Genomic DNA, 21,403 nt, shown 5'->3' on the forward strand with positions numbered 1-21,403 from the left:
TCACATCACATCCTTTACTGAGGTGCCGCCGGACAACGCCATTGGCAATGATAGCCGGCTTCCTGTAACAAGGCGATCACAGTCGCAAGGTGCGCTCCGACGGAATCAACACCATGAGAATCATCTCCAGGGAGAAGATCGATCCCCAGTTGCAGCGCATGGTGCAACACCGGCACACTGACATAAGGCTCTTGAGCCCCTTTAAACAAAGCCCGTGCATTGTAGTCAAGAATCAACCCTAATTCCGAAATCCGATGCAAGTTTCGTCGTATGCGTTGTTCAACAGCGGGGCACTGCAAACGGGTCGGATAATCGTGATCATGCAGGCGAATCAAGTCAAAATGGCCCACGACTTCGGGTTGCAGCTCGTTGATCATCGCCAACTGGGCATCGAAATAGGCACAATACAGCGGCTCATAGCCACCATGTTGATCAAACGCGTCCTGGTAATCCGCCAGACTGAAATCGAAACAACGACCATCGACATGGTGTACGGAACCAACCAGATAATCGAGGCCAAACTCTGTTCTGAGTTGTTTGGCAAAATCGAGAGAGCCGGGATAATATTCCGTCTCCATACCGACAAACAATGTCAGACGATCACGATACTCCTGCTGAAGTTGACGGGCGGTATCAACATAGCGGGAAAACTGATCCTGCAAATACCGAGCTGTCAAGCCAGCTTCACGTTCATCCGGATAAAGAAAGGCATCTTCGGTGGGAGGCATATGCTCGGTCAGCCCAACCCAGGAGAATCCCTGCCGCGCATACTCTTCAACCATCTCAGCCAGGGTATCTCGGGCATGCAGGCAGAATTGGCCACTGTGCCCACCATGAGCGGATACGAACCGGGGTTGTTGCTGTGACATCGCTTTCACCTCCTGTTCCGATGTTAAACGTCCAGACAAGACACTTTACAAGGATACCTAGCTCAAGGTATATCAGATTCACAGATGTCAACAACACCCCTGCCTTCGTTCACAGGAGTCCTGATGAAAAAGATTATCGCCACCGAAGCGGCCCCGGCAGCCATCGGCCCTTATTCGCAAGCCGTCCAGATCGACCATATGACTTATTTTTCCGGCCAGATCCCTTTGGATCCACACTCGGGCGAATTGATCACTGAGTCCATTCACGCGGAAACCGAGCAGGTGATGAAAAACATGCAGGCCGCATTAGCCGGAGCAGACCTGGAGTTCCGTCATGTGGTTAAAACCACCATTTATCTGACGGATATGTCTGACTTCGCTGTGGTCAACGATATTTACGGCCGTTTTTTCCCGGAAAAACCTCCGGCACGGGCCTGTGTGGCGGTTGCAGCCCTTCCCAAAGGATGCCACATTGAGATCGAATGGATCGCCAGCAGCCAGGCTTAATCCTGCGGCAAAGCCAGGTTACTCCGCCTGGTTTTTGCGGATGTAATACTCGAGGCCGGACTTTTTTATGGTCTTTCCGGCTAATTCCGCCTCGGCATAATCATCAAACTGACCGACAATCACCTCGTAACGCCGGTGCTCAGCGCTACCGCGTGTCTGCAAATAGCTTTTCATACCCAGCTTAAGCAGACGCGCCACCCTTTGGTCTGCGTAGTCGTGATTGCGAAACACGCCACTGAGCAGCACATAGCGTTTGGGTTGTTGTTGGTCCTGGGTGGCATGGCGGTCCATCTGGGCACGCCGTTGCGACTTTTGCTTTTCAGCGTTTTTTTGCCACCCATCGCCATTAAACGGTGCAATGCGCTGAACGATGTGGTAGCCGTCACTAGACTCCAGCAAAATCGCCGGTGAATAACAGGGGCGGCCGGCCAGTTCCCGGGAAAAATTTTCCGGCATACTGGTCAGAGAAATTCCACCGACATAACCACCGGACTGGGCTTCGCTGCCCGTTGAAAACTCTCGCGCCAGCTCTTCGAATAATTCACCATCCTCCAAGCGCTGCATCACTTGACGCGCCTGGGTCAATGTTGGCAGCGTAATGCGCCGCAAATGATAAATATGCGGTTCACAATGCCACGGTTTTTCCGGCAATACCCAGCCGAGATCCGTCAATTTGCGCTCAAGATCAAATCCCGGCAAACCGAGTTTTTCGGCAATCACCAGCGCCATACTCGAAAGGTTATACTCCCCCAGGCGGAACAACACTTCGCCAAGATAATAATACCCATAGGAAAAACCGGGATTGAGTTCAAGCACGCGGGTGAATTCCTGGTGTGCCAAAGGTAAGCGTCCGGCTGCCAGATAGAAAACCCCCATCTCCATGTGGAGAAAATCCTCCTCTGGAGCTTTGTCGATCGCCAGTTGCAACTCTTCAATAGCTTGGTCGACAAAGCCCAAATCATAGAGAACCTGGGACAGATTACGGTGAATATTCGGATCATCGGAACCGGATTCCAAAGCCAGGCGGTAAGAGCGCACCGCCCAGAAGGGGTGACCGGCCTCAAGGTGGCGCTCAGCCAGTTGGCGATGAACATCACTGACCCGAATCGGTTCCTCGGCAAACGCCGACGTCAGGCAGGTTAAAACAAAACAGCAACAGAGGCACTGTTTGAATAAATTCACGGGGAATCCTCCTGTGCCAGGCGTGACATCACGGCCTTCATATCTTCCCAGACATCCCGCTTGCCTGCGGGATTGCGCAGCAGATAGGCCGGATGGTAGGTCGGCATCAACGCAATGCCCTGATACGCGGCCCAGTTGCCGCGCAACCGACTGATCGGCGTCTGTTGTTGAAGCAGGGTCTGGGCGGCAAATTTACCTAAGGCAACAATGACCCGCGGTTTCAGGCTGGCCAGCTGTTGTTTGAGAAACGGCTCACACGCAGCAATTTCATCCGGTTGCGGATTGCGATTTTGCGGTGGACGGCATTTTACCACATTGCAGATATAGACCTGTTCGCGGTCAAGCCCCATGGCAAACAGGATGCGTTCGAGCAGTCGCCCCGCCTCACCGACAAACGGCACGCCCTGCTCATCCTCGTCACGTCCCGGCCCCTCACCGACAAACACCAGTTCGGCATGGGGGTTGCCACTGCCAAAGACAATCGACTTGCGGCCCTGTGCCAGGCCGCAGCGCTGACAGTCACCCAACTCCTGGCGAATCTCTTCCAACGAGGGCGGGCGGCAATCACATCGGCCCGTCTGGCATTGCGGTTGTTCATGGCACAACGGCAACACATCACCATGGTCTTCCAGATACAATTCGTTAACGCCAAGACTGTGCAGTTCCGTCAACACAGCCCGTGTCTGGCTCAACATCTCATGCATGGTTTGCTCGAAGCTCTGTGGCATACAGCTTTACATCCTTTAACGGTGGCATTACTCTTAACCTATGAGGACTTCTCGTTACGTACCCATTCCCGGAGGGGCGACCATGACTGCGTTCCTCACCATCACCACCGGTCTTTTCATCCTTTTGCTGCCCGATAGTGCCTGGGCATGGGGCTTTGGTGTTCATCTGCAGCTGGGCAACCGTCTGCTGGAGAACCTGTCGCTGCTGTCGCCAGCACTGCAACACCTGCTAACCTACTATTCAGCGGACTTTCTTTACGGCAGTATCAGCGCCGATATCACCCTGGGGAAAAAATACACTCACTACCTCAAGCACTGCCACAGTTGGAACATGGGCTTCAAGGTTCTCGACGCTGCCGAAAATGATGCCCAGCGGGCTTGTGCCTACGGCTACCTTGCGCATCTGGCCGCCGATACGGTTGCCCATTCCTATATGGTGCCGTTCAAGATGATTCGCAGTTACAATACGGTGCTGCTCAATCACGCTTATTGGGAGCTGCGATTTGAATCGCAGATCCCCGCCCAAATCTGGCAGGAAGCACGCCTTCTCGCCTGGCTCGATTTCAAACAACACGACCAACTGTTACGCCGGGTTCTGGTGAATACGTTGTTTTCGTTCGGCACCAACAAGCGGTTGTTCAACTCCATGCTACTCATCAGTCGCATTCAGCGCTGGCAAAAATTGTTGCAAACCGTTGATCGACACTCCAGCTGGGTCGTCGGTGAAGAGGAACGCAAGGAATATCTGGAGCTGGCCTTTCAAGCTGTTGTCAGTATCCTCAGCGACGAAGACAGTCCCTATCTGCAGGCCGACCCTACCGGTGAGCGCGCCATCAACAGTGCCAAGCAGATTCGCACCAACCTCAATGCTCTGTGGCTTGACGGTAAACTGCCCCGTTCGCACAGTGATCAGCTAATCCAGGAGCTCAAGCTGGAATTCTGCCAGGCGATCACCGATCCCAAACGCCTGCTCAAGCTGCTGGCGAATCAAACCTGATCGGTCTTAGCCTCTCTTTGTTTGAGCAGTTCAACCACCCGGTCGAGCAACTGGTGGGCCACTTCATCCTTGCTCAACTGCGGCAGCGCCTCAACGTGACCATCGGCATGCAACAGTTTAACAATATTGGTATCCACATCAAATCCGGCTCCCGCTTGCGTCACGTCGTTGGCAACAATCAGATCGAGGTTCTTACGTTTCAATTTGTCGGCAGCATGCTTGAGAAGATCCTGGGTCTCTGCAGCAAACCCCACCAGGACCCGTCCCTCTTTACCGGCCCCAACCTCGGCAAGGATATCGGGATTTTTTTCCAGCACCAGGGTCATATCTTCGTCAGACTTTTTGAGTTTCTGCGTTGACAGACTGGCAGGTCGGTAATCAGCAACGGCCGCTGACTTGACCACGGCAGTGGCCTTCGGCAATGCGTCAAGCACGGTTTTGCGCATCTGTTCAGCACTGACCACCGGAATCAGGGTCACGCCTTGCGGCGGCGTCAAAAAAGTCGGACCACTGACCAGCACCACGTCGGCACCACGCATCCGCGCCGCCCGCGCAATGGCATAGCCCATTTTCCCCGACGAATAGTTGCTCAGATAACGCACCGGATCAAGCTCTTCGCGGGTCGGTCCGGCGGTGACCAGCAGGTGTTGCCCGGCGAGATCCTGAGGCGCCAGAACCGCCTGGGCGGCGGAAAAGATCGCTTCGGGTTCTGGGAGCTTGCCCTGCCCTTCATACCCACAGGCCAACGCTCCGACGGCAGGATTGATAAAATGATAACCCAGCTCACGCAGACAGGCCTCATTGCGCTGATAGATGGGATTTTCATACATATGGACATTCATGGCTGGAGCAAACAACACCGGTGCGCGCGTGGCCATCAACGCGGTGGTTAACAGATCATCGGCAATGCCGGCAGCCACCTTGCCGATCACATTGGCAGTGGCTGGAGCCACCAGGAACAGATCAGCCCGGTCCGCCAGCGAGATATGACCGATCTCTTTTTCTTGATAAAGGTTGAAAAGTTCTGTATGAACAGGATTTCCCGACAACGTCTGAAATGTCAGGGGGGTAACAAATTCCTGAGCACTGCGCGTCATGATCACCGAAACATCGGCTCCGGCTTTAACCAACAGACGCAACAACTCAACGGCCTTATACACGGCAATGCCACCACAGACTCCTAAAACCACTTTTTTGTTTTTAAACATGGCGTCCCCGGCACGCGCAAACGCACCAGCTCCTTCTACAGAATAAAGTCTTGTGCAAAAAGGCTCACGGAGCCCATGGATGGGCGGTCAATAGTCGCCGTTAAGAAACGGATTGACGGTCTTTTCACGACCAATGGTGGATTCGGGGCCATGACCGGGATGCACGACAGTGGCATCGGGCAGTACCATCAATTGCGAGCGGATGTGGCTGAGCAGTTGATTCATATCACCACCGGGCAGATCCGTACGCCCAATGGAGCTGGCGAACAGGGTATCGCCGGAGAACAGATGCCCTTCACCATAAAGGCAGATTCCACCGGGAGAGTGGCCCGGGGTGTGGATCACTTCAAAACTCAAATCACCCACTTCAACCAGGTCACCGTTTTCCAGAAAACGCTTCGGATCCGGCGACTGCACTGCAGGCAGACCGTAGCCTTCAGCCTGTTTGGCGGCAACTTTGAGCAACGGCAGATCATCACGATGCATGCACAGTTCCACGCCTGTCACCGCCAGAATTTGATGGTTGGCACCAACATGATCAAAATGGCCATGGGTATTCACCACCATCTTGACTTTCAGGCCCAGTTTATCAATCACCTCGAGAATACGATCCCCTTCATCACCGGGATCGATCACCAGAGCCTGTTTCGTGCGTGGACACGCCACCAGATAACAATTGACCTGCAGTGGCCCAACGGCCAGAGTTTCGACGAGCATAAAACTATTCCTCTCTGGATCCAAACAGATCCATATTCAATCCGCCCAGTTGCTCTCCCAAGCTGGCACTGAGCGTTTTTTCTTCACGCCGCTTACGTGGTGCGTTTTTCTCCGTGGCAATAGGCTTCGTCACCGGTGGTGCAGCAACCGGTGCAGGTACGTCGACTTCATCGCCACACAACGCTTGTTCAGCAACGGGTAGCTTCTCCCCTTTAAAGAAATAGCGATCGTATAAACGGTGATAACCTGTCCAGCGACTGTCGTTATGAGCTTCCTTGTCGATATGTGCCTGAACACCATTGATCTTTGAATCCATATCGTCAACGAAATTCAGGATCACGGCTTCGAGTGTTTTCGGCCGCTTGGGTGAACCATAATCGTACTGCCCATGATGAGACAACAGCAGATGTTTCAGCAGGGTCGCCTTTATACGTGGAAACGCGCCTAGAGTGCGAATCCTCTCTTCGACCATTTCTACGCCAATGACAATATGACCGAGCAGCTTTCCTTCATCACTGTAATCGAAACTGCGGTCAAAAAGCAATTCCGCGACTTTGCCGACATCGTGCAACAAGGCGCCGCTGATCAGTAGATCGCGATCAACACTCGGATAGCGTCGGCACACATCATCGGCCAGATGGGCCACGGCCAATGAATGTTCGAGCAGTCCGCCAAGATAGACATGATGCATGGCTTTAGCGGCCGGGGCCTTCTGGTATTGGGCGACAAACGCGGCATCGTTAAAAAATGACTCCATGAGCCCACGGTAGTCAACATCCGTCATCGAAGCGATCAGCGCGCGGACCTGAGCCATCATAGTGGCCGGATCATGATTGGAAACAGGGAGGAAATCTCCTAGGGAAATTTCGGATTCGTCAACCCGTACCAGATCCTGAATCACCAACTGCATTTTACCCATATAGACACTGGCTTTGGCACGCACCCGGATAAAATCGTCCTTGTTGAACAGACGGGAGAAATGATCTACCTGATCCCAGATCCGGCCTTCCACTTCACCGCTGCGATCCATCAGTTTCAGGGTCATGTACGGTTTGCCGTTTTTGGCCATGGCCATAATTTTATCCCGCACCAAAAACGGGCTGTCAATTTGGTCGCGTTCTTTGAGATCCGCGATAAAAACTTTACTCAAAACAAGTGTCTCCTGTTGATGAATGATCGTCACAATGATGGATCGCCAGTGCCTGCTGGATGCCGTCCAACGCTGCACTCATAATCCCACCCGCATAACCGGCGCCTTCACCACACGGATACAATCCGGCCCAAGTGGCTGACTGACCATCCTGGCGGCGTACAATCCGCACCGGTGCTGAGGTTCGGGTTTCAATACCGACCAGAGTCGCTTCTGACGTGATGAAACCACGCATTTTTCGATTAAAATGGGGCAAAGCCCGCTGTAAACCTTGGCTGACAAAATCGGGTAATGTCTGTTCCAGGGGTGCGTCAACCACACCGGGACGACAACTGGAAACCACGGAACCACCCTTTTGACCAAGAAAGTTCAGCAGATTCTGTGCTGGAGCACGATAGTCGCGGCCAGCCAATTCAAAAGCACGCCGCTCCCAGTGTTGCTGAAACCGCACTCCAGCCAGCGGTGAGTCATCGGCAAAATCCTCCCGGCGCACGGAAACAACCAGAGCACTGTTGGACAACGTTCCAGCACGGCGATAATGGCTCATGCCGTTGACAACTACGCTGTCCGGCTCACTGGAGCTCTGCACCACCTCCCCGCCGGGGCACATACAAAAGGAATAGACCCCGCGTCCGGTCTCCCGGTCATTGTAAGTCAATGCATAATCGGCTGTCGGCAAGTTGCGATGACGCTCAATGCCATACTGAATCCGATTGATCAGAGTAGCCGGATGTTCAACGCGCACGCCAACTGCAAACGGTTTTGGTTCCATGGCCACACCGCGGCGCTCAAGCCAGGCATAGGTATCACGAGCACTGTGGCCTACTGCCAGCACCACAGCATCACACGGAAGCTCCTCCTGGTGGTTGAAGATCACCCCCTGAACATGCTGCGCAGTTCCAAGCAGATCGGTGACACAGCACGTGTAGCGCAGTTCAACACCAAGCCGCTCAAGTTCTTTGCGAAAATTAAGCAACACGCAGCGTAAACGGTCGGTACCGACATGAGGTTTGGCCTCGCTGAGAATCTGCTCAGGCGCGCCAAACGTCACCAGAGTCTCAAGGATTGTCCGGGTCAGCGGATGCTTCAGACGTGTCGTTAGTTTGCCGTCAGAAAACGTTCCAGCGCCACCCTCACCAAATTGCACATTGCTGTGCGGGTTCAGCGGGCCCCCTGCCCAGAAATTCTCGACATCGGCAACCCGTTGCTCAACCGGACGCCCCCGCTCCACCAGACACACCTGATGACCACAACGGGCCAGAGTCAGGGCAGCGAACAGACCGGCCGGCCCCATACCGACGACAACAACCTTTTTGGCTCTCGCGGTTGGCGTGAACACATCAATCGTTGCTGTAGGTTCAACCTCCACGAGACGCTTGTTGAGTTGACCATGCGTGATTTCAAGTGCCGCGTCAACGGTGAATTGCACGGTATAAACCCGCAAGATACGCCCCTTACGGCGCGCATCAATGCCTCGGCGAACGATGTGCCACTGACAAATCTGAGTTCTCTTTATACCCAGAGTTTCAGCAACTCGAGCGCCCAGCCCATTTTCCTCCTCCTCCAGCGATAAGGTGACCTCCCGCAGCTGATAACAGACCGTCGCCATCAGCCAGCCGCCTTTTCAGTGATATCACTATTGTGAACAGGAAATTCCAGATAAAAAGAGGTGCCCTTGCCCAGGATGCTGCTGACACGAATGCTGCCATGATAATTTTTGACAATGCGCAGCACCACAGAGAGGCCAAATCCGGTTCCCTTGCTCTTGGTGGTAAAAAAGGGATCAAACACTTTTGACAGGTTTTCCTGGGCGATACCACTGCCGTTATCGCTAACCTCAACATAGATCCTGTCACCCTGCTGCTCCATCTCAACACTAAGTAAACCGCCATCAGCCATGGCCTGCAAAGCATTGACAAACAGATTGGTGAAGATCTGGACAAATTCGTCCTGATCCCCGACCAGTTTCGGCACTTGTTGCAAGTAAAGATCAAGGTCAACACCCTGCTGGCTGAACTGAGGGCGAAACAGGTCAGCCACATCGTGGATCACCTCGTCAAGTGAGACCGGTTGCGTATCCACTTTATGCTGTTTCGAGGCCGCCAGTAACTTAAGCAAAATGGCATCAATCCGGTCAATCTCCTTGAGGATCTTCTCCGGGTATTCGGCCAACTCATCACCAGGATCAATACCGGTTGCCAAAAGCTGTGCAAACAGACCGATGGAATTAAGGGGATTACGGATTTCGTGCGCCATCCCTGCGGACAGATGGCCAACGGTTGCCAGTTTCTCGGCCTGAACAATTTCGTTGTGCGCCTGCTCCAGTTCACGGGTTTTTTCGGCAACCCGCATCTCCAACTCGCGGTTCCAGGCCTGAATCTCCTGCTGCAGTTGCGCGCGTTCCTGTTCCAGACTGCGATTGATCAGCTCTATGCGCCGGAATTTGAGGACTGAATCAATGCGGTCAAGCAGATCGTGATTGTTGAACGGCTTAAGAACATAGTCGGAAGCTCCGGCTTTCATTACTTCAACGGCAACGGTTTCACTGCCTTTGCCGGTAAACATGATGACATAAACATCGGGGTAGTCCTGGCGAATCTGCTTGAGAACGCTCATACCGTCCATCACCGGCATCATATAGTCCAACAGCACCAGAGAAGGCGGCTGTTCAGCAATCAGGCGCAACCCCTCCATACCGGATGCCGCCGTTCGCACCTCATAACCGCGACTGCTCAGAATCATGCGACAGAGATCGAGAATCGCTTTTTCATCATCAATGACTAGAATATGTTCCGTCGTCATACCTTACCGTTCCATCCAGAATGTGCCCTGCGAATTGAGGACAGCTAAGCTGCGCAGAGCATACCCTGACTGCCACGCCATTGACAAGCCTGCAACAGGGTTTTTCAAACGACAAAAGGCGACTTTACCGTCGCCTTTTGTCAAATCTCTTCTCCATAACTGGTGTGTTAACGATTACTTACCGTCATCACCGGGATTGGTGACTTGCGCACAACCTTTTCAGCTGTGCTGCCGAACAGCATATGATCAAGACCTGAACGCCCCTGAGTTCCCAGAATGATCAAATCGGCGTTCAGATCTTCAGCCTGGGCGATAATCTCGGTATAAGCCACACCTGGAACAACACGGGTCTCATAAGTATCCGCATCGGTCATATGCTCACGGCAAAACTCATCCATCATCCGATTCGCCCCATCTTCAATCTCTTTTTCGAGAACATCAAATGAGATATGCGGCACGTAGAAACCACGCAGATCCACCGGCTCACAAATGACATGCACCAGAACCAGCTTGGAACCAACCGCGCGACTGATTGACTGGGCATACTCGAACGCTTCGCTGGAGCAATCGGAAAAATCCGTTGCAAAGACAATGGTTTTCAGTTCTTTCATGATCCCCTCCCTCCTGCAGTCAGGATAACTGCAACGCATGTGTTATCGACAGTTTTTCCAGTACCAGTTTCAACTCGTTGAAACGAACCGGCTTGTGGACAAAATCACACGCGCCGAGATTTACCGCTTCAAGATAGGTTTCCACTTCGCCATGCGCCGTCACCATGACAACGCGGGTTTCCGGATAGTGCTCGTGAATTTCGTTAAGCAGGGACAACCCATCCATATCCGGCATACGAATATCACTCAAAACAATATTGACCGGATGATGTTCGAGATAGTCGAGCGCTTCATGTCCACCGGAAACACAGGTGGCATCATAGCCTGCCTGCGTCAACAGCTTGCCAAGACAAACGCGGCTGTTTTCTTCATCATCCACCACAAGAATTTTATATTTTGCAAATCCCACTTGTGACTCTCCTTCATCTTTCACCTAAGAAAAGGTTAGCATGGAGAACCTTGCTGTCAAGCTGAAGACGGTCCGATTTATTCCTGTTGTTACAGTAAGTTACCTTTTAGAAACAGACAATTTTTGCCACTGGGAAAAACAGAGGGTTTTAACAAATACAAGCTCTGGGAAACTCATGAGGAATTATCACATAACGTTAATCGATACCAGGGTCCAAATAGGTTGGAACCTTTACACAAAATAACGGGTTATCGGGATAAAACCCGGGAATTTTGATCTAGGTTTGGGGCGTCATAGGCGAGCGGAAACATGCAGCAAGGTATTTGAGGGGCGAGACTAGTGGGCAGCGGTCCAGTACGACAACAATTGGTCTAGCAATAAAGAGGAATGAGCCTGAGCATCCTGTCCGCACTGCAGCACTTCCTGGTGCTGGAGGGGGTCAGTACTGAGCCCTGCCGCAGGATTGGTGACCAGCGAGAGCCCCACCACCTCAAGACCGAGATAACGAGCCATGATCGCTTCGGGCACCATGGACATAGATACCACGTCGGCACCCAACCGTTCCAAGGCACGGATTTCAGCCGGGGTTTCATAACTGGGGCCGACAACCGCGGCGAGCACTCCCCGATGCAGCGCGATCCCCTGCTGGTCGGCCCAAATTTTCAAATCCGGATAAAAATCGGTGCAATAGAGATTGCACAGATCAATAAATGGACTGGGCGAGAGACCTCGTAACGGGTTATCACCCTGGAAATTGAGATGATCTTTAATAATAACAAAACTACCAGCCATCAATTCCGGAGCAATACCGCCAACGGCATTGGTTAAAACCAGACGTTGGGTCCCCATGGCATGGGCCAACTGCGCCGTTTGCGAAACCTGAGCTGCCGTAAGCCCCTGATAAAGATGAAACCGGCCCTGAAACACCAGCAGGCGACACTCACCCCAGGTAGCAACATGCAGCTTACCGGCATGACCGGGCACGTTGGCAATAGAATTCTCCTGAGTTCGAAAAACCTCTGAATAGTCCAGAGAGCATTCAATCACCAGGTTTTCAGCCCAACTACTCCAGCCTGAACCGAGAATAATCGCCGTCTCACAGGGAGCGACCCCGGCCAGGCGCGGATGCCATGCGGCGGGTTTTGCCGACGGTCCAACCATCAGGACGGATCCTGTAACAGCTTCAGATATTCACGCGCTTTGTCACCGCGTTCAGTGCCGTCTTCACGGTTGGCCACCTCACGGAATTGTTCAGCAGCCGCCTCATTATCCTCCAGGTAGAGATAACACTCACCGAGCATCAGACGCGCTGCAGAGAACTCCGGGGCCAACTTCAAGACTTTTTTCAACTGCGTGCGGGCCAAGTCATATTTCGCCATCCGCATATAGGTCTGGGCCTGCAACGCCATGATGCCGGTACTGCCTGGCGCGCTTTCAAGGGCTTCGTTAAACGCCAGAATCGCTTTGATATAATTGCCGCCACGTTGATAGGCCAAGCCTAGGCCTGTCAGAGAGCGCACCCGGAAGGGGAACAGCAGGTTGTCCGACACCTTGCGAAACAGGTGGGCGGCATCATCCCAACGCTGCATATCCAGGTACAGGGCGGCCAGGTTATTCTCAACATTGGGGTTATCGGGATCCAACAAAAGAGATTCTTTGAAATGTTGTTCCGACAGCTCGTAGGCGCGTTTACCATAATACGCTTCTGCCAAGTTAGCCTGAATAGCGGCATCATCCGGTGCCAGTTTTTCTGCCGTCAGCAATTCGTTCAGGGCTTTGCTGTATTCTTTCCTCGCCAGATAGGATTGCCCCATCTTGTGGTGAGCACGCACTTCATCTTTCGGTTTTGTCGTCGGGCCACAACCGCCGACAACAAGGGCAACCATCAGCACACTCCAGACAATCAGACGCATCATTAAGACTCCCGTTCTGGTAGGTCACTATACAAATTTTTCTTGACACAAGAGTAACCCATATCACATGAGAATAAGCCACCCTTATGAAGAAACCAACCACGGTCACAACCCATGCCACCATTGAGTGACATATTCTGTTGTACCGGGTTATTCATCAATTCCGGAAAAACGGGTCAACAACTGGAATTTACGGTAACGGTCCTCAATCTCCGCATATTCCAAACTCTTCATCCGTTCCAGACTGAACATCTCAACATTGAACGATGCCATAACACTACCGAAAATGATTGCCTGACGCATGGCGGCATCAGACATATCCTGCACGCCTGCCAGATAGCCCATAAAACCACCGGCAAAAGTATCACCGGCTCCGGTGGGATCAAAAACATTCTCCAGAGGATACGCCGGAGCCGAGAACACGCCATGCTCGGTAAACATCAGGGCACCATACTCGCCCCGTTTTACCACCAGAGTTTTCGGTCCCATGTCCAGAACCTTCTGTGCTGCTTTCACCACATTGGCCTCAGCGGCCAGTTGGCGTACTTCACCTTCGTTGATCAGCAGCACATCAACATATTTGAGAGTATTTATCAGGGCATCACGCTTGCCCTCAATCCAGAAGTTCATGGTGTCACAGGCCACCAGTTTAGGCCGCACCACCTGCTTGAGAACATCCAGTTGCAGCTCGGGATCAATGTTGGCGAGAAAAACGTAATCCGCATCAAGATAAGCTTCCGGCAACTGCGGGCTGAAACTGGCAAACACATTGAGCTGGGTATCAAGGGTGGTAGCTTCATTGAGGTCATAACCGTAGCTGCCGGCCCAGCGGAAAGTTTTTCCTGGTGCCGTGGTCAGTCCGGTCAGGTCAATATTTCGCGAACGCAGGAAATCAACATGTTCGGAAGGAAAATCCTCACCAACCACAGCCACCAGATTCACATCGGTAAAAAAACTCGCCGACGTCGAAAAATAGGTGCCCGAGCCGCCCAAAACATCATCCGCTTTACCAAACGGGGTCTCAACACTGTCAAAGGCAACGGACCCAACGACCAGAATACTCATGACTTTTCCTCCAGATAATGCCCGAGCAACAGATCAAGACGTTGACGGGTTGCCGCCGGAATTTGACCGGGATCGGTCATCACCGCATATTTCAGTGCCTCGCCACAACCGCAGGCTTTTTTCTCTCCAATCAACGTGGCCGCTTCCGCAACAATTTTTTTTGCCATGGCCACATTTTGATGGATCACTTCGATAACAGCCTCAACAGACACGTCGTCGTGATCCTGATGCCAGCAATCATAATCGGTGGCCAGCGCCACCGTGGCATAGCAGATTTCCGCTTCGCGGGCCAACCGTGCTTCGGGAAGGTTGGTCATACCGATAACGTCAACACCCCAACTGCGAAATACCAGCGATTCGGCGCGGGTCGAAAAGTTCGGCCCTTCGATACAGATGTAGGTTCCCCCGTTATGCACAGTCGCTCCGGCCTTGTGCGCAGCATCGTGAATAATCTCGGACAACGACGGACACACCGGGTCAGCAAACTGAATATGACCGACAACGCCGTCACCAAAAAAGGTCGATGCCCGTTTGGTGGTACGATCGAAAAACTGGTCGGGGATAACAATATGACCGGGAACAATCTCTTCTTTCATACTGCCAACCGCAGACACCGAGATAATCTGTTCCACCCCGAGCATCTTCATCCCATAAATATTAGCCCGATACGGCACTTCCGAGGGCAACAGGCGATGGCCACGCCCATGGCGCGGTAAAAACACCAACTTTACATCACCGAGCATACCGGTAATATAGGCATCCGAAGGTTCTCCAAAAGGGGTCTGCAGGCGAACTTCCTCCACCTGTTGCAGGTTTTCCATTTCATACAGGCCGCTGCCGCCGATCACTCCTATCACCGCTTGCGCCATGTCATTCTCCTTGGTTGGTCGCATATTATTTTTGTTATGACTGTTTTTCCAATTTCCCTTTGAGCTGTCCACACGCCGCCGAAATATCCTGCCCTTTACTGGCTCGCCGGATTGCCACGATATCCCGGTTGAGCAGGTAGGTCTGAAACGCCTCAATGGTTGCTTGGTCCGGGCAACGGTAAGGGCTACCCTCATGCTCGTTAAACGGAATCAGATTAATCTTGCCACGAATGCCGTGCATCAATTTGACCAGCCGTTTAGCATCGGCCAATGAATCATTGAGATCCCGGATAAGGATATATTCGAAGGTGATCCGCCGATGAGACGCCATGGGAAAGCGGCGGCAGGCATCCATCAACTCTTCGAGAGGATAACGGCGATTAATCGGCATCAGCTTGTCACGTACCTCATTGGTGGTTGCATTGAGTGATACCGCCAGGTTGACGACAATCCGTTCGCCCAATTCCTTCATCTGCGGCACCAGACCACAGGTGGATAACGTCACTTTGCGCGAGCTGTAATCAAACCCGGCTGCCGCGTAAAAGATCTTCAGAGCCCGCACCACATTGTCAAGGTTATGCAGCGGTTCCCCCATACCCATCAGAACGATATTATTGATCGAGCCCTCTTTGGCCACAGCACACACCTGATTGACAATCTCAGCAGCGGTGAGGTTGCGGATGAAACCAAAAGAACCGGTCACGCAAAAATCGCAATCCATGGCGCAACCAACCTGGGAGGAAATGCACAGGGTCGATCGGTCATTGTCCATGGGGATGCGCACCGTCTCGATACTTTGACCGTCGTCAAGACGAAACAGATATTTACGCGTGCCGTCGGCGCTGGTTTCCACCACTTCAGGTTGCCAATCGGAGATGTATGATTTTTCTTTAAGCTCCGCGCGCAGCGTTTTGGACAGATCGGTCATTTCGTCGAGATCTGTGACGCCACGCTTATAAATCCAGCGCAGCAACTGCTCACAGCGAAAACGCTCTTTGCCCATACCGGATAAAAACTCAAGAAGTTCGTCAGGGCTGAAATTTTTCAGATCAAGCTTTTCCACATTACCACTTTCAAAAACAGTCCGTTATCCATCATATGACAGGTTCACCGACGAATCCCATCAGAATTAAAAAAGCCCTCCGGATTGTATCCGAAGGGCTTCGATTACTCAAGGCTTACCGGGAGCTCTTCTTACAGCAGCTCCAAGCCGTTGAAGAAGTAAGACAGCTCAAAAGCAGCTGTTTCCGGAGCATCGGAACCGTGGGTAGCATTCTCGCCAATGCTGCTACCGAATTCGCGGCGCAGCGTACCTTCAGCAGCTTCGGCCGGATTGGTGGCACCCATAAGATCACGCCATTTGGCAATGGCATTGTCCGCTTCAAGAGCCATAACAACGCAGGGACCACTGCTCATAAAATCAGTCAACTCGCCAAAGAAGGGGCGCTCTTTATGCACATAGTAGAAACCTTCAGCTTCAACTTTGCTCATATAGAGTTTTTTCAGACCAACAATCTTAAAACCTTCTTCGTAAATGCGGGCAATGATTTTACCGGCAGATCCAGCGGCGAATGCATCAGGCTTGATGATAGCAAAAGTTCTTTCCATGGTGGGCGATCCTCCAAATCATGAACGTTATCGTTAAATATCCAATCAGAAAGCAGGCTTTTAGCATCACCGCTGCTAAAAGTCAAGCCCGGATCAACCCCAGAAGGTCACTTGATTGCGCCCCATCTCCTTGGAACGTTCCAGCGCTTTTTCCACTCGGTCCATCAATTGATCCATGGTCTCATTTTCTTCAATCGTTACAGCACCGATGCTGACCGTCATGGCAATAGGCAGATCAAGACACGGCTCACGACGAATAATATCCAGCACCATGTTGGCGACTTTCATCGTCGACTTGCGATTCGAGTAGGACAACAGAATCATGAACTTGTCCCCTTCGATCCGCCCCAGAATATCCGCACGACGCAATGAGGACCGCAACCGCTTCACCAACCACTGCAACACTTTGTCACCGGTTGAACGGCCATAGGCATCATTGAATTGCTTGAAATAGTCGACATCAAGAGCCAGAACAGAGAACGGTGTCTTGTAGCGCTTGAACCGGAACCATTCACGATCCATGGCGTCCATAAACGCCTGACGGTTGGGAATGCCTGTCAAGGCATCCAGGTGGGTCTGACGCCGCAACTCGCTGTTGAGTTCGCGCATCTCAAGCATTTCCGTAGCATCGGAAAAAGTCTCAACTGCGCCAACCACTTTACCATTAGCGTCAAACACGGCACTGGTTTTAACAAAGATCGGCAAGCGACGCCCATCCTTGTGTGCGACAAATACCAGTTTTTCCTGAGGCAGACCGGTATCAATGCAGGTCTTCAGCGGACAATAGTTTTCACACAAGGGCACATTCTTGACATCCACATGATGCAAGGGACCATCCTTGCACAGAGAGCCAATCACTTCTTCCGCCGCATATCCGGTCAGCTGTTCCGCTGCGTTATTCCAATATAAAATCCGTCTGTCCGTATCGGCAAAATAAACCGGCTCAGACAGGTTATCCAAAATCTGCTTATAGCTGGACGAATCAATAGTCATTGGCATTCCCTCTGTCAGACACGCTTTCACATGAAATTCTATCGTTAATTAAGACTGTCAATTCATTGACAAATTTTCTTATACCACACCTGGAGGCCGGGCACCAGTACGATATTACAGTGATTTCAGTGCGGCAACAACTTTTTGCAACGCCTGTCCACGGTGACTGATCCGATTCTTCTCATCCAGCGGCAACTCTGCCATGGTACAACCGTGGGATTCGACAAAGAACAACGGGTCATAGCCAAACCCGCCCTGGCCTTGAGCCTGGTCAAGAATCCGGCCTTCAATACGCCCCTCAAACAACTGACAGTCGTCATCAGGGGTACACAGAGCCATCACGCACCAAAACGCCGCCTGTCGTCGCGGTTCAGGCACACCAGCCAATTCCTCGATTAACAACGCATTATTCTGGGCATCCGTGGAACCCTCGCCGGCATAACGGGCTGAATAAACCCCAGGGCGACCATCCAGAGCAGCAACCGTCAGTCCGGAATCATCGGCCAAACACAGCATGCCGGTCTGCCGGGCAATGGCAAGGGCTTTCTTGTGGGCGTTATCAGCAAAGGTCTCGCCATCCTCCTGCGCTGGGACCAAGTCGGCAAAGGAGTCCATGCCGACCACCTCAATGCCACAATCCGCCAGAACACGGCGGATCTCTTTCAACTTCCCCTGATTCTGTGTCGCCACAACCAACTGCATGGTTACCCCTCCAGAGCTGCCCGCTGCATTCCGGCCAATTCAGCACACCCCTTCATGGCCAGTGCACGCATGGCATCAAGCTGCTGGGCAGTAAAGGGTTCGGCTTCCGCTGTCCCCTGAACTTCAACAAAGGCACCGGAACCGGTCATGACGATATTCATATCAACATCGGCCTTGGAGTCTTCGCCATAATTCAGATCGAGCAACGGCTGGCCATCGACAATACCGACACTGATGGCGGCCAACGAATCTTTAAGCGGAGAAACCGTCAACACACCGTCGCGCAGCAGACCATTCACGGCCTCAGCCAACGCCACATAAGCTCCGGTAATGGAAGCGGTACGCGTACCGCCATCGGCCTGAAGCACATCACAATCCAGCCGGATGGTCCGTTCGCCAAGAGCATCAAAATCGATCACGGCGCGTAACGCACGACCGATAAGCCGTTGAATTTCATGGGTGCGCCCCCCGACTTTGCCACGCGCAGCTTCTCGAGAATTACGGCTGTGGGTTGCTCTGGGCAGCATGGCATATTCCGCCGTGACCCAGCCGCGCCCTTCACCACGCATAAATGGAGGCACACTCTCCTCAACCGTGGCATTACACAACACAACAGTATCGCCAAAGGAGACCAACACAGAGCCTTCTGCATAGCGGGTATAACCACGTTGAAAAGTTACCGGACGTAATTGATCGGGTTGACGTTGATCGGCACGTATCATCATTATCGAACTCCCGGCGTCCTGCGACGCCATGATTTATTTAGGATTAAGGTTGTTTCTTTTTGTGAACACGCTCTTGAAAAAGCACGACTTTAAATAGTGATCCCAACCAAGGGTTCAAGGCTGAGAAGCAAATTTCTGCAAACCGGCAAACAATGCGGCGGCAAGTCGGGCCTGACCATCTTCACGGGTTAACAGATCGTAATCTCCCTGATGGGACAGATAACCCAATTCGATCAAAACCGTCGGCAGGTCACCAGGCACCAGAGGCAACAACGGCGCCTGCGTCACTTCCTGCACCTGAAATCCAGCGTCGCGCAACGCCTCGCTCAAACGCAGCGCCAGCATCATGCTGCTCGGTTTGTCTTGAGCCGATGGCATTGACGCACTGAAACTGTCCTCACCGGGACGCACATAGAGGTGAATGCCATGCGGCTGCGGACTTAACGAGGCCTGGGCATGCAACAACAAAAAGGCATCGACGTTATCGTGGCGCGCGCTCTGTAAATGCTGATCAAAACTGAGAGAATAATCGTCGTTGCGGCTGAGATAAACCGGAATGCCCAGCTTCATTTTCACCTGTTTTTCCAGATGTTGGGCAACATCGAGAACAATATTTTTCTCTTTGACACCGTTGAGGCCGATGGCACCGGTTTCTTCGCCACCATGTCCGGGATCAATGGCCACAGCACGCAGAGCCGGTTCGGTGCTCGCTTTCTTCTTCTGCAGCAAAAAAGCAAATAATTTATCCAGGGCACCTTCAGATGATTCCGGAACCGCGAGTTCAGGATCCAGATTGCGATAATAAAGGGCATAGGGCAAAAGAGTGCCCAGCTGTTCAAGGACAAAATTTTCACTGACCCGTAAACGGCCGTCAATAAAACGTGCCGGGTGGGTGATCGGCAAAAAGCGTTCTCCCAATTTCAGATACTGTCCACCGGGGAAAAAAGTGGCTTTACCGGACGGTGTCGAAATCACATACTGATGCGCCACGGAATTCCAATACCCACGCAAACCCAAGGCCGGAAGCACATCGTCAATGGCCAGATACGGCATCCCCTGATGATGATAAACTTCGGATAATAGTTGCGGGGGCTTGCCTTCACGGGACAGCTCAACCGCGGCAAAACACGCCTGGGATGTCCACAGCAGTACAATCAGCACCAGTAAAAAACGACGCATGGTTCAACCATCAACGAAATAGTTTGATTCATGAAACCAGGAGTGGAAACCAAGAGGAAAGAACAACACTGTTATCCGGGTCCTGATTGCGAAAGAGGTCATCTTATACACCGCTCTACGCGCTGTCAATTGTTGCAGTCACCAGCCAGCAGGCGTCGCCCTTTGACCGGTTCATAGTCCAACTCTTTGAGCAGGCGCTTGATCAAGGTGTTCTCAAGTTCTTTCTGAACAGCACGATTCCCCGTCATCGGCCGAATTTGTCCACCGGCAATCATGCCGTGACCGCCCGCAGAACCAAGCCCCTCAACAACGGTGCGGATAATTTTCCCGGCAAACAGCTCTTCGCGATCCAGACGGAGCGACAACACCTCCTCCTGATCACAGCAGCCCATGCCGAGCACAACGCCAACCCCCTCCATGCGCAACAAAAAGTCGGCCATCTCGGCTACCATATCGGGATGATCCACCTCGAACAGATTAAACACCAACACATCATGGAAAATGCGTGCCGATTCCAGTGCTCGGTTAAAATTGAGAAAATAGTTACGTGGCACTTTGGCATGAGCGATATCGAAGAGAATACGGTTATTACTCAGGCTGAGCAGCTCCTGATAGGCTTTACGATCCGGGGGAAACCATTCACGTCCCAGGTCTTGTGTTTCGGAACGGATGGCGTAAAACATGGCCGTGGCCAAGCGGGTTCCCAGGTAAACATCGTGGGCAAGAAGGTATTCGTAAAGAATCGTGGCGCAAGCACCGTAATCGTTACGGATATCAACAAGCATATTGTCCGCCACCTCGACCCGTTGCGGATGGTGATCGACAATAATATCAACCCGGCAATCATCCGGCAGTGTACTGTTACCGGTTCCCGGCTGACTGTCCACCATGCACACCACATCATACTGACACCGGTCAATTTTGTTCATCGGTACCACATTGATTTCAAGCTTTTCAACCATGGTACGATTTTCCCGCCGACCAACAATTCCGCCACTGGCAATCACCGCATTTTGCCCGGCTTTCACCAGAAACAGGTGACTCAAAGCATAGGCGGCGGCCAACGCATCCGGGTCCGGATTGTCGTGGGCAACAATCAAGACATTGCGCTTACCACGAACCTTTTCGATCATCCGTTCACTGATTTCCAGTGAGCGCTGCAAATCCAT

General features: G+C 52.4%; 23 protein-coding genes. 2 read left to right on the forward strand and 21 right to left on the reverse strand.

All coding sequences use genetic code 11. The annotated features are described in order from the left end of the window. Positions 1 to 14: 14 nt before the first annotated feature. Positions 15 to 869, reverse strand: coding sequence for a histidinol-phosphatase (locus tag DACE_RS06330; RefSeq protein ID WP_005999431.1), 855 nt, complete (start codon positions 867 to 869; stop codon positions 15 to 17). A gap of 123 nt (positions 870 to 992) precedes the next feature. Here DACE_RS06330 and DACE_RS06335 point away from each other — a divergent pair, with 123 nt between their 5' ends. Beyond that, positions 993 to 1,376, forward strand: a complete 384-nt coding sequence (locus DACE_RS06335) for a RidA family protein (RefSeq protein ID WP_005999433.1) — start codon at positions 993 to 995, stop codon at positions 1,374 to 1,376. Between the two features lie 18 nt (positions 1,377 to 1,394). Here the strand turns inward: DACE_RS06335 and DACE_RS06340 are convergent, their stop codons facing one another. Both DACE_RS06340 and DACE_RS06345 read right to left on the reverse strand, forming a co-directional pair. Beyond that, a complete protein-coding gene (locus DACE_RS06340) occupies positions 1,395 to 2,558 on the reverse strand; it encodes a tetratricopeptide repeat protein (protein WP_005999435.1) in 1,164 nt (387 codons plus the stop codon). Further along, the gene (locus DACE_RS06345; RefSeq protein WP_005999437.1) at positions 2,555 to 3,286 is read right to left on the reverse strand and encodes a uracil-DNA glycosylase; all 732 of its coding nucleotides are present in this window, start codon (positions 3,284 to 3,286) and stop codon (positions 2,555 to 2,557) included. The genes DACE_RS06340 and DACE_RS06345 overlap by 4 nt, the downstream gene beginning before the upstream one ends. Positions 3,287 to 3,368: 82 nt before the next feature. On the opposite strand from DACE_RS06345, the gene DACE_RS06350 reads away from it, so the two are divergent. Further along, complete coding sequence (locus tag DACE_RS06350) at positions 3,369 to 4,283, forward strand: zinc dependent phospholipase C family protein (RefSeq protein ID WP_005999439.1); 915 nt, start codon at positions 3,369 to 3,371, stop codon at positions 4,281 to 4,283. Here the strand turns inward: DACE_RS06350 and coaBC are convergent. The 18 genes from coaBC to DACE_RS06440 all read right to left on the reverse strand — a co-directional run bounded on the left by coaBC (position 4,274) and on the right by DACE_RS06440 (position 21,403). Beyond that, positions 4,274 to 5,491, reverse strand: a complete 1,218-nt coding sequence (gene coaBC / locus DACE_RS06355) for a bifunctional phosphopantothenoylcysteine decarboxylase/phosphopantothenate--cysteine ligase CoaBC (RefSeq protein ID WP_005999441.1) — start codon at positions 5,489 to 5,491, stop codon at positions 4,274 to 4,276. The two genes, DACE_RS06350 and coaBC, sit on opposite strands and share 10 nt — an antisense overlap. A gap of 87 nt (positions 5,492 to 5,578) precedes the next feature. Then, the gene (locus DACE_RS06360; protein ID WP_005999443.1) at positions 5,579 to 6,208 is read right to left on the reverse strand and encodes an MBL fold metallo-hydrolase; all 630 of its coding nucleotides are present in this window, start codon (positions 6,206 to 6,208) and stop codon (positions 5,579 to 5,581) included. A gap of 4 nt (positions 6,209 to 6,212) precedes the next feature. Continuing rightward, complete coding sequence (locus DACE_RS06365; RefSeq protein ID WP_005999445.1) at positions 6,213 to 7,358, reverse strand: 3'-5' exoribonuclease YhaM family protein; 1,146 nt, start codon at positions 7,356 to 7,358, stop codon at positions 6,213 to 6,215. Next, positions 7,351 to 8,967 carry an NAD(P)/FAD-dependent oxidoreductase gene (locus DACE_RS06370; RefSeq protein ID WP_005999446.1) on the reverse strand — a complete coding sequence of 539 codons (1,617 nt, stop codon included), beginning with the start codon at positions 8,965 to 8,967 and terminating at the stop codon, positions 7,351 to 7,353. Before DACE_RS06370 ends, DACE_RS06365 begins: the two co-directional genes overlap by 8 nt. Then, complete coding sequence (locus tag DACE_RS06375; protein WP_005999448.1) at positions 8,967 to 10,160, reverse strand: response regulator; 1,194 nt, start codon at positions 10,158 to 10,160, stop codon at positions 8,967 to 8,969. Before DACE_RS06375 ends, DACE_RS06370 begins: the two co-directional genes overlap by 1 nt. 167 nt (positions 10,161 to 10,327) lie before the next feature. Beyond that, entirely contained in the window at positions 10,328 to 10,771 is a 444-nt protein-coding gene (locus DACE_RS06380; protein ID WP_005999450.1) for a universal stress protein, read from the reverse strand. A 19-nt stretch (positions 10,772 to 10,790) separates the two neighbouring features. Next, positions 10,791 to 11,180: a response regulator gene (locus tag DACE_RS06385; RefSeq protein ID WP_005999452.1), complete on the reverse strand. Its 390-nt coding sequence runs from the start codon at positions 11,178 to 11,180 to the stop codon at positions 10,791 to 10,793. Positions 11,181 to 11,516: 336 nt separating this feature from the next. Further along, positions 11,517 to 12,341: a purine-nucleoside phosphorylase gene (locus tag DACE_RS06390; RefSeq protein ID WP_005999454.1), complete on the reverse strand. Its 825-nt coding sequence runs from the start codon at positions 12,339 to 12,341 to the stop codon at positions 11,517 to 11,519. Then, positions 12,341 to 13,096 (reverse strand): tetratricopeptide repeat protein, encoded by a 756-nt coding sequence (locus DACE_RS17140; RefSeq protein ID WP_005999456.1) that lies wholly within the window; start codon positions 13,094 to 13,096, stop codon positions 12,341 to 12,343. Before DACE_RS17140 ends, DACE_RS06390 begins: the two co-directional genes overlap by 1 nt. A 147-nt stretch (positions 13,097 to 13,243) precedes the next feature. Then, on the reverse strand, positions 13,244 to 14,158 hold the full coding sequence (locus DACE_RS06400; RefSeq protein ID WP_005999458.1) for a PfkB family carbohydrate kinase: 915 nt from the start codon (positions 14,156 to 14,158) through the stop codon (positions 13,244 to 13,246). Continuing rightward, the gene (gene mtnP, locus DACE_RS06405) at positions 14,155 to 15,027 is read right to left on the reverse strand and encodes an S-methyl-5'-thioadenosine phosphorylase (RefSeq protein ID WP_005999460.1); all 873 of its coding nucleotides are present in this window, start codon (positions 15,025 to 15,027) and stop codon (positions 14,155 to 14,157) included. Before mtnP ends, DACE_RS06400 begins: the two co-directional genes overlap by 4 nt. A 34-nt stretch (positions 15,028 to 15,061) precedes the next feature. Then, positions 15,062 to 16,090: a dual-specificity RNA methyltransferase RlmN gene (rlmN, locus tag DACE_RS06410; protein ID WP_005999463.1), complete on the reverse strand. Its 1,029-nt coding sequence runs from the start codon at positions 16,088 to 16,090 to the stop codon at positions 15,062 to 15,064. Positions 16,091 to 16,221: 131 nt separating this feature from the next. After that, complete coding sequence (gene ndk, locus DACE_RS06415) at positions 16,222 to 16,635, reverse strand: nucleoside-diphosphate kinase (RefSeq protein ID WP_005999464.1); 414 nt, start codon at positions 16,633 to 16,635, stop codon at positions 16,222 to 16,224. Between the two features lie 93 nt (positions 16,636 to 16,728). Next, positions 16,729 to 17,628, reverse strand: a complete 900-nt coding sequence (locus DACE_RS06420) for a sensor domain-containing diguanylate cyclase (RefSeq protein WP_005999466.1) — start codon at positions 17,626 to 17,628, stop codon at positions 16,729 to 16,731. A gap of 114 nt (positions 17,629 to 17,742) precedes the next feature. Beyond that, positions 17,743 to 18,330, reverse strand: coding sequence for an XTP/dITP diphosphatase (locus tag DACE_RS06425; protein ID WP_005999468.1), 588 nt, complete (start codon positions 18,328 to 18,330; stop codon positions 17,743 to 17,745). A gap of 2 nt (positions 18,331 to 18,332) precedes the next feature. Further along, positions 18,333 to 19,049 carry a ribonuclease PH gene (gene rph / locus DACE_RS06430; protein WP_040366444.1) on the reverse strand — a complete coding sequence of 239 codons (717 nt, stop codon included), beginning with the start codon at positions 19,047 to 19,049 and terminating at the stop codon, positions 18,333 to 18,335. 120 nt (positions 19,050 to 19,169) lie between these two features. Next, entirely contained in the window at positions 19,170 to 20,234 is a 1,065-nt protein-coding gene (locus DACE_RS06435; protein ID WP_005999472.1) for an N-acetylmuramoyl-L-alanine amidase, read from the reverse strand. 125 nt (positions 20,235 to 20,359) lie between these two features. Then, a complete protein-coding gene (locus DACE_RS06440; RefSeq protein WP_040366399.1) occupies positions 20,360 to 21,403 on the reverse strand; it encodes a DHH family phosphoesterase in 1,044 nt (347 codons plus the stop codon).

Origin of the sequence: Desulfuromonas acetoxidans DSM 684 (assembly GCF_000167355.1) — a bacterium.
GTDB classification, from domain to species: Bacteria; Desulfobacterota; Desulfuromonadia; order Desulfuromonadales; family Desulfuromonadaceae; genus Desulfuromonas; species Desulfuromonas acetoxidans.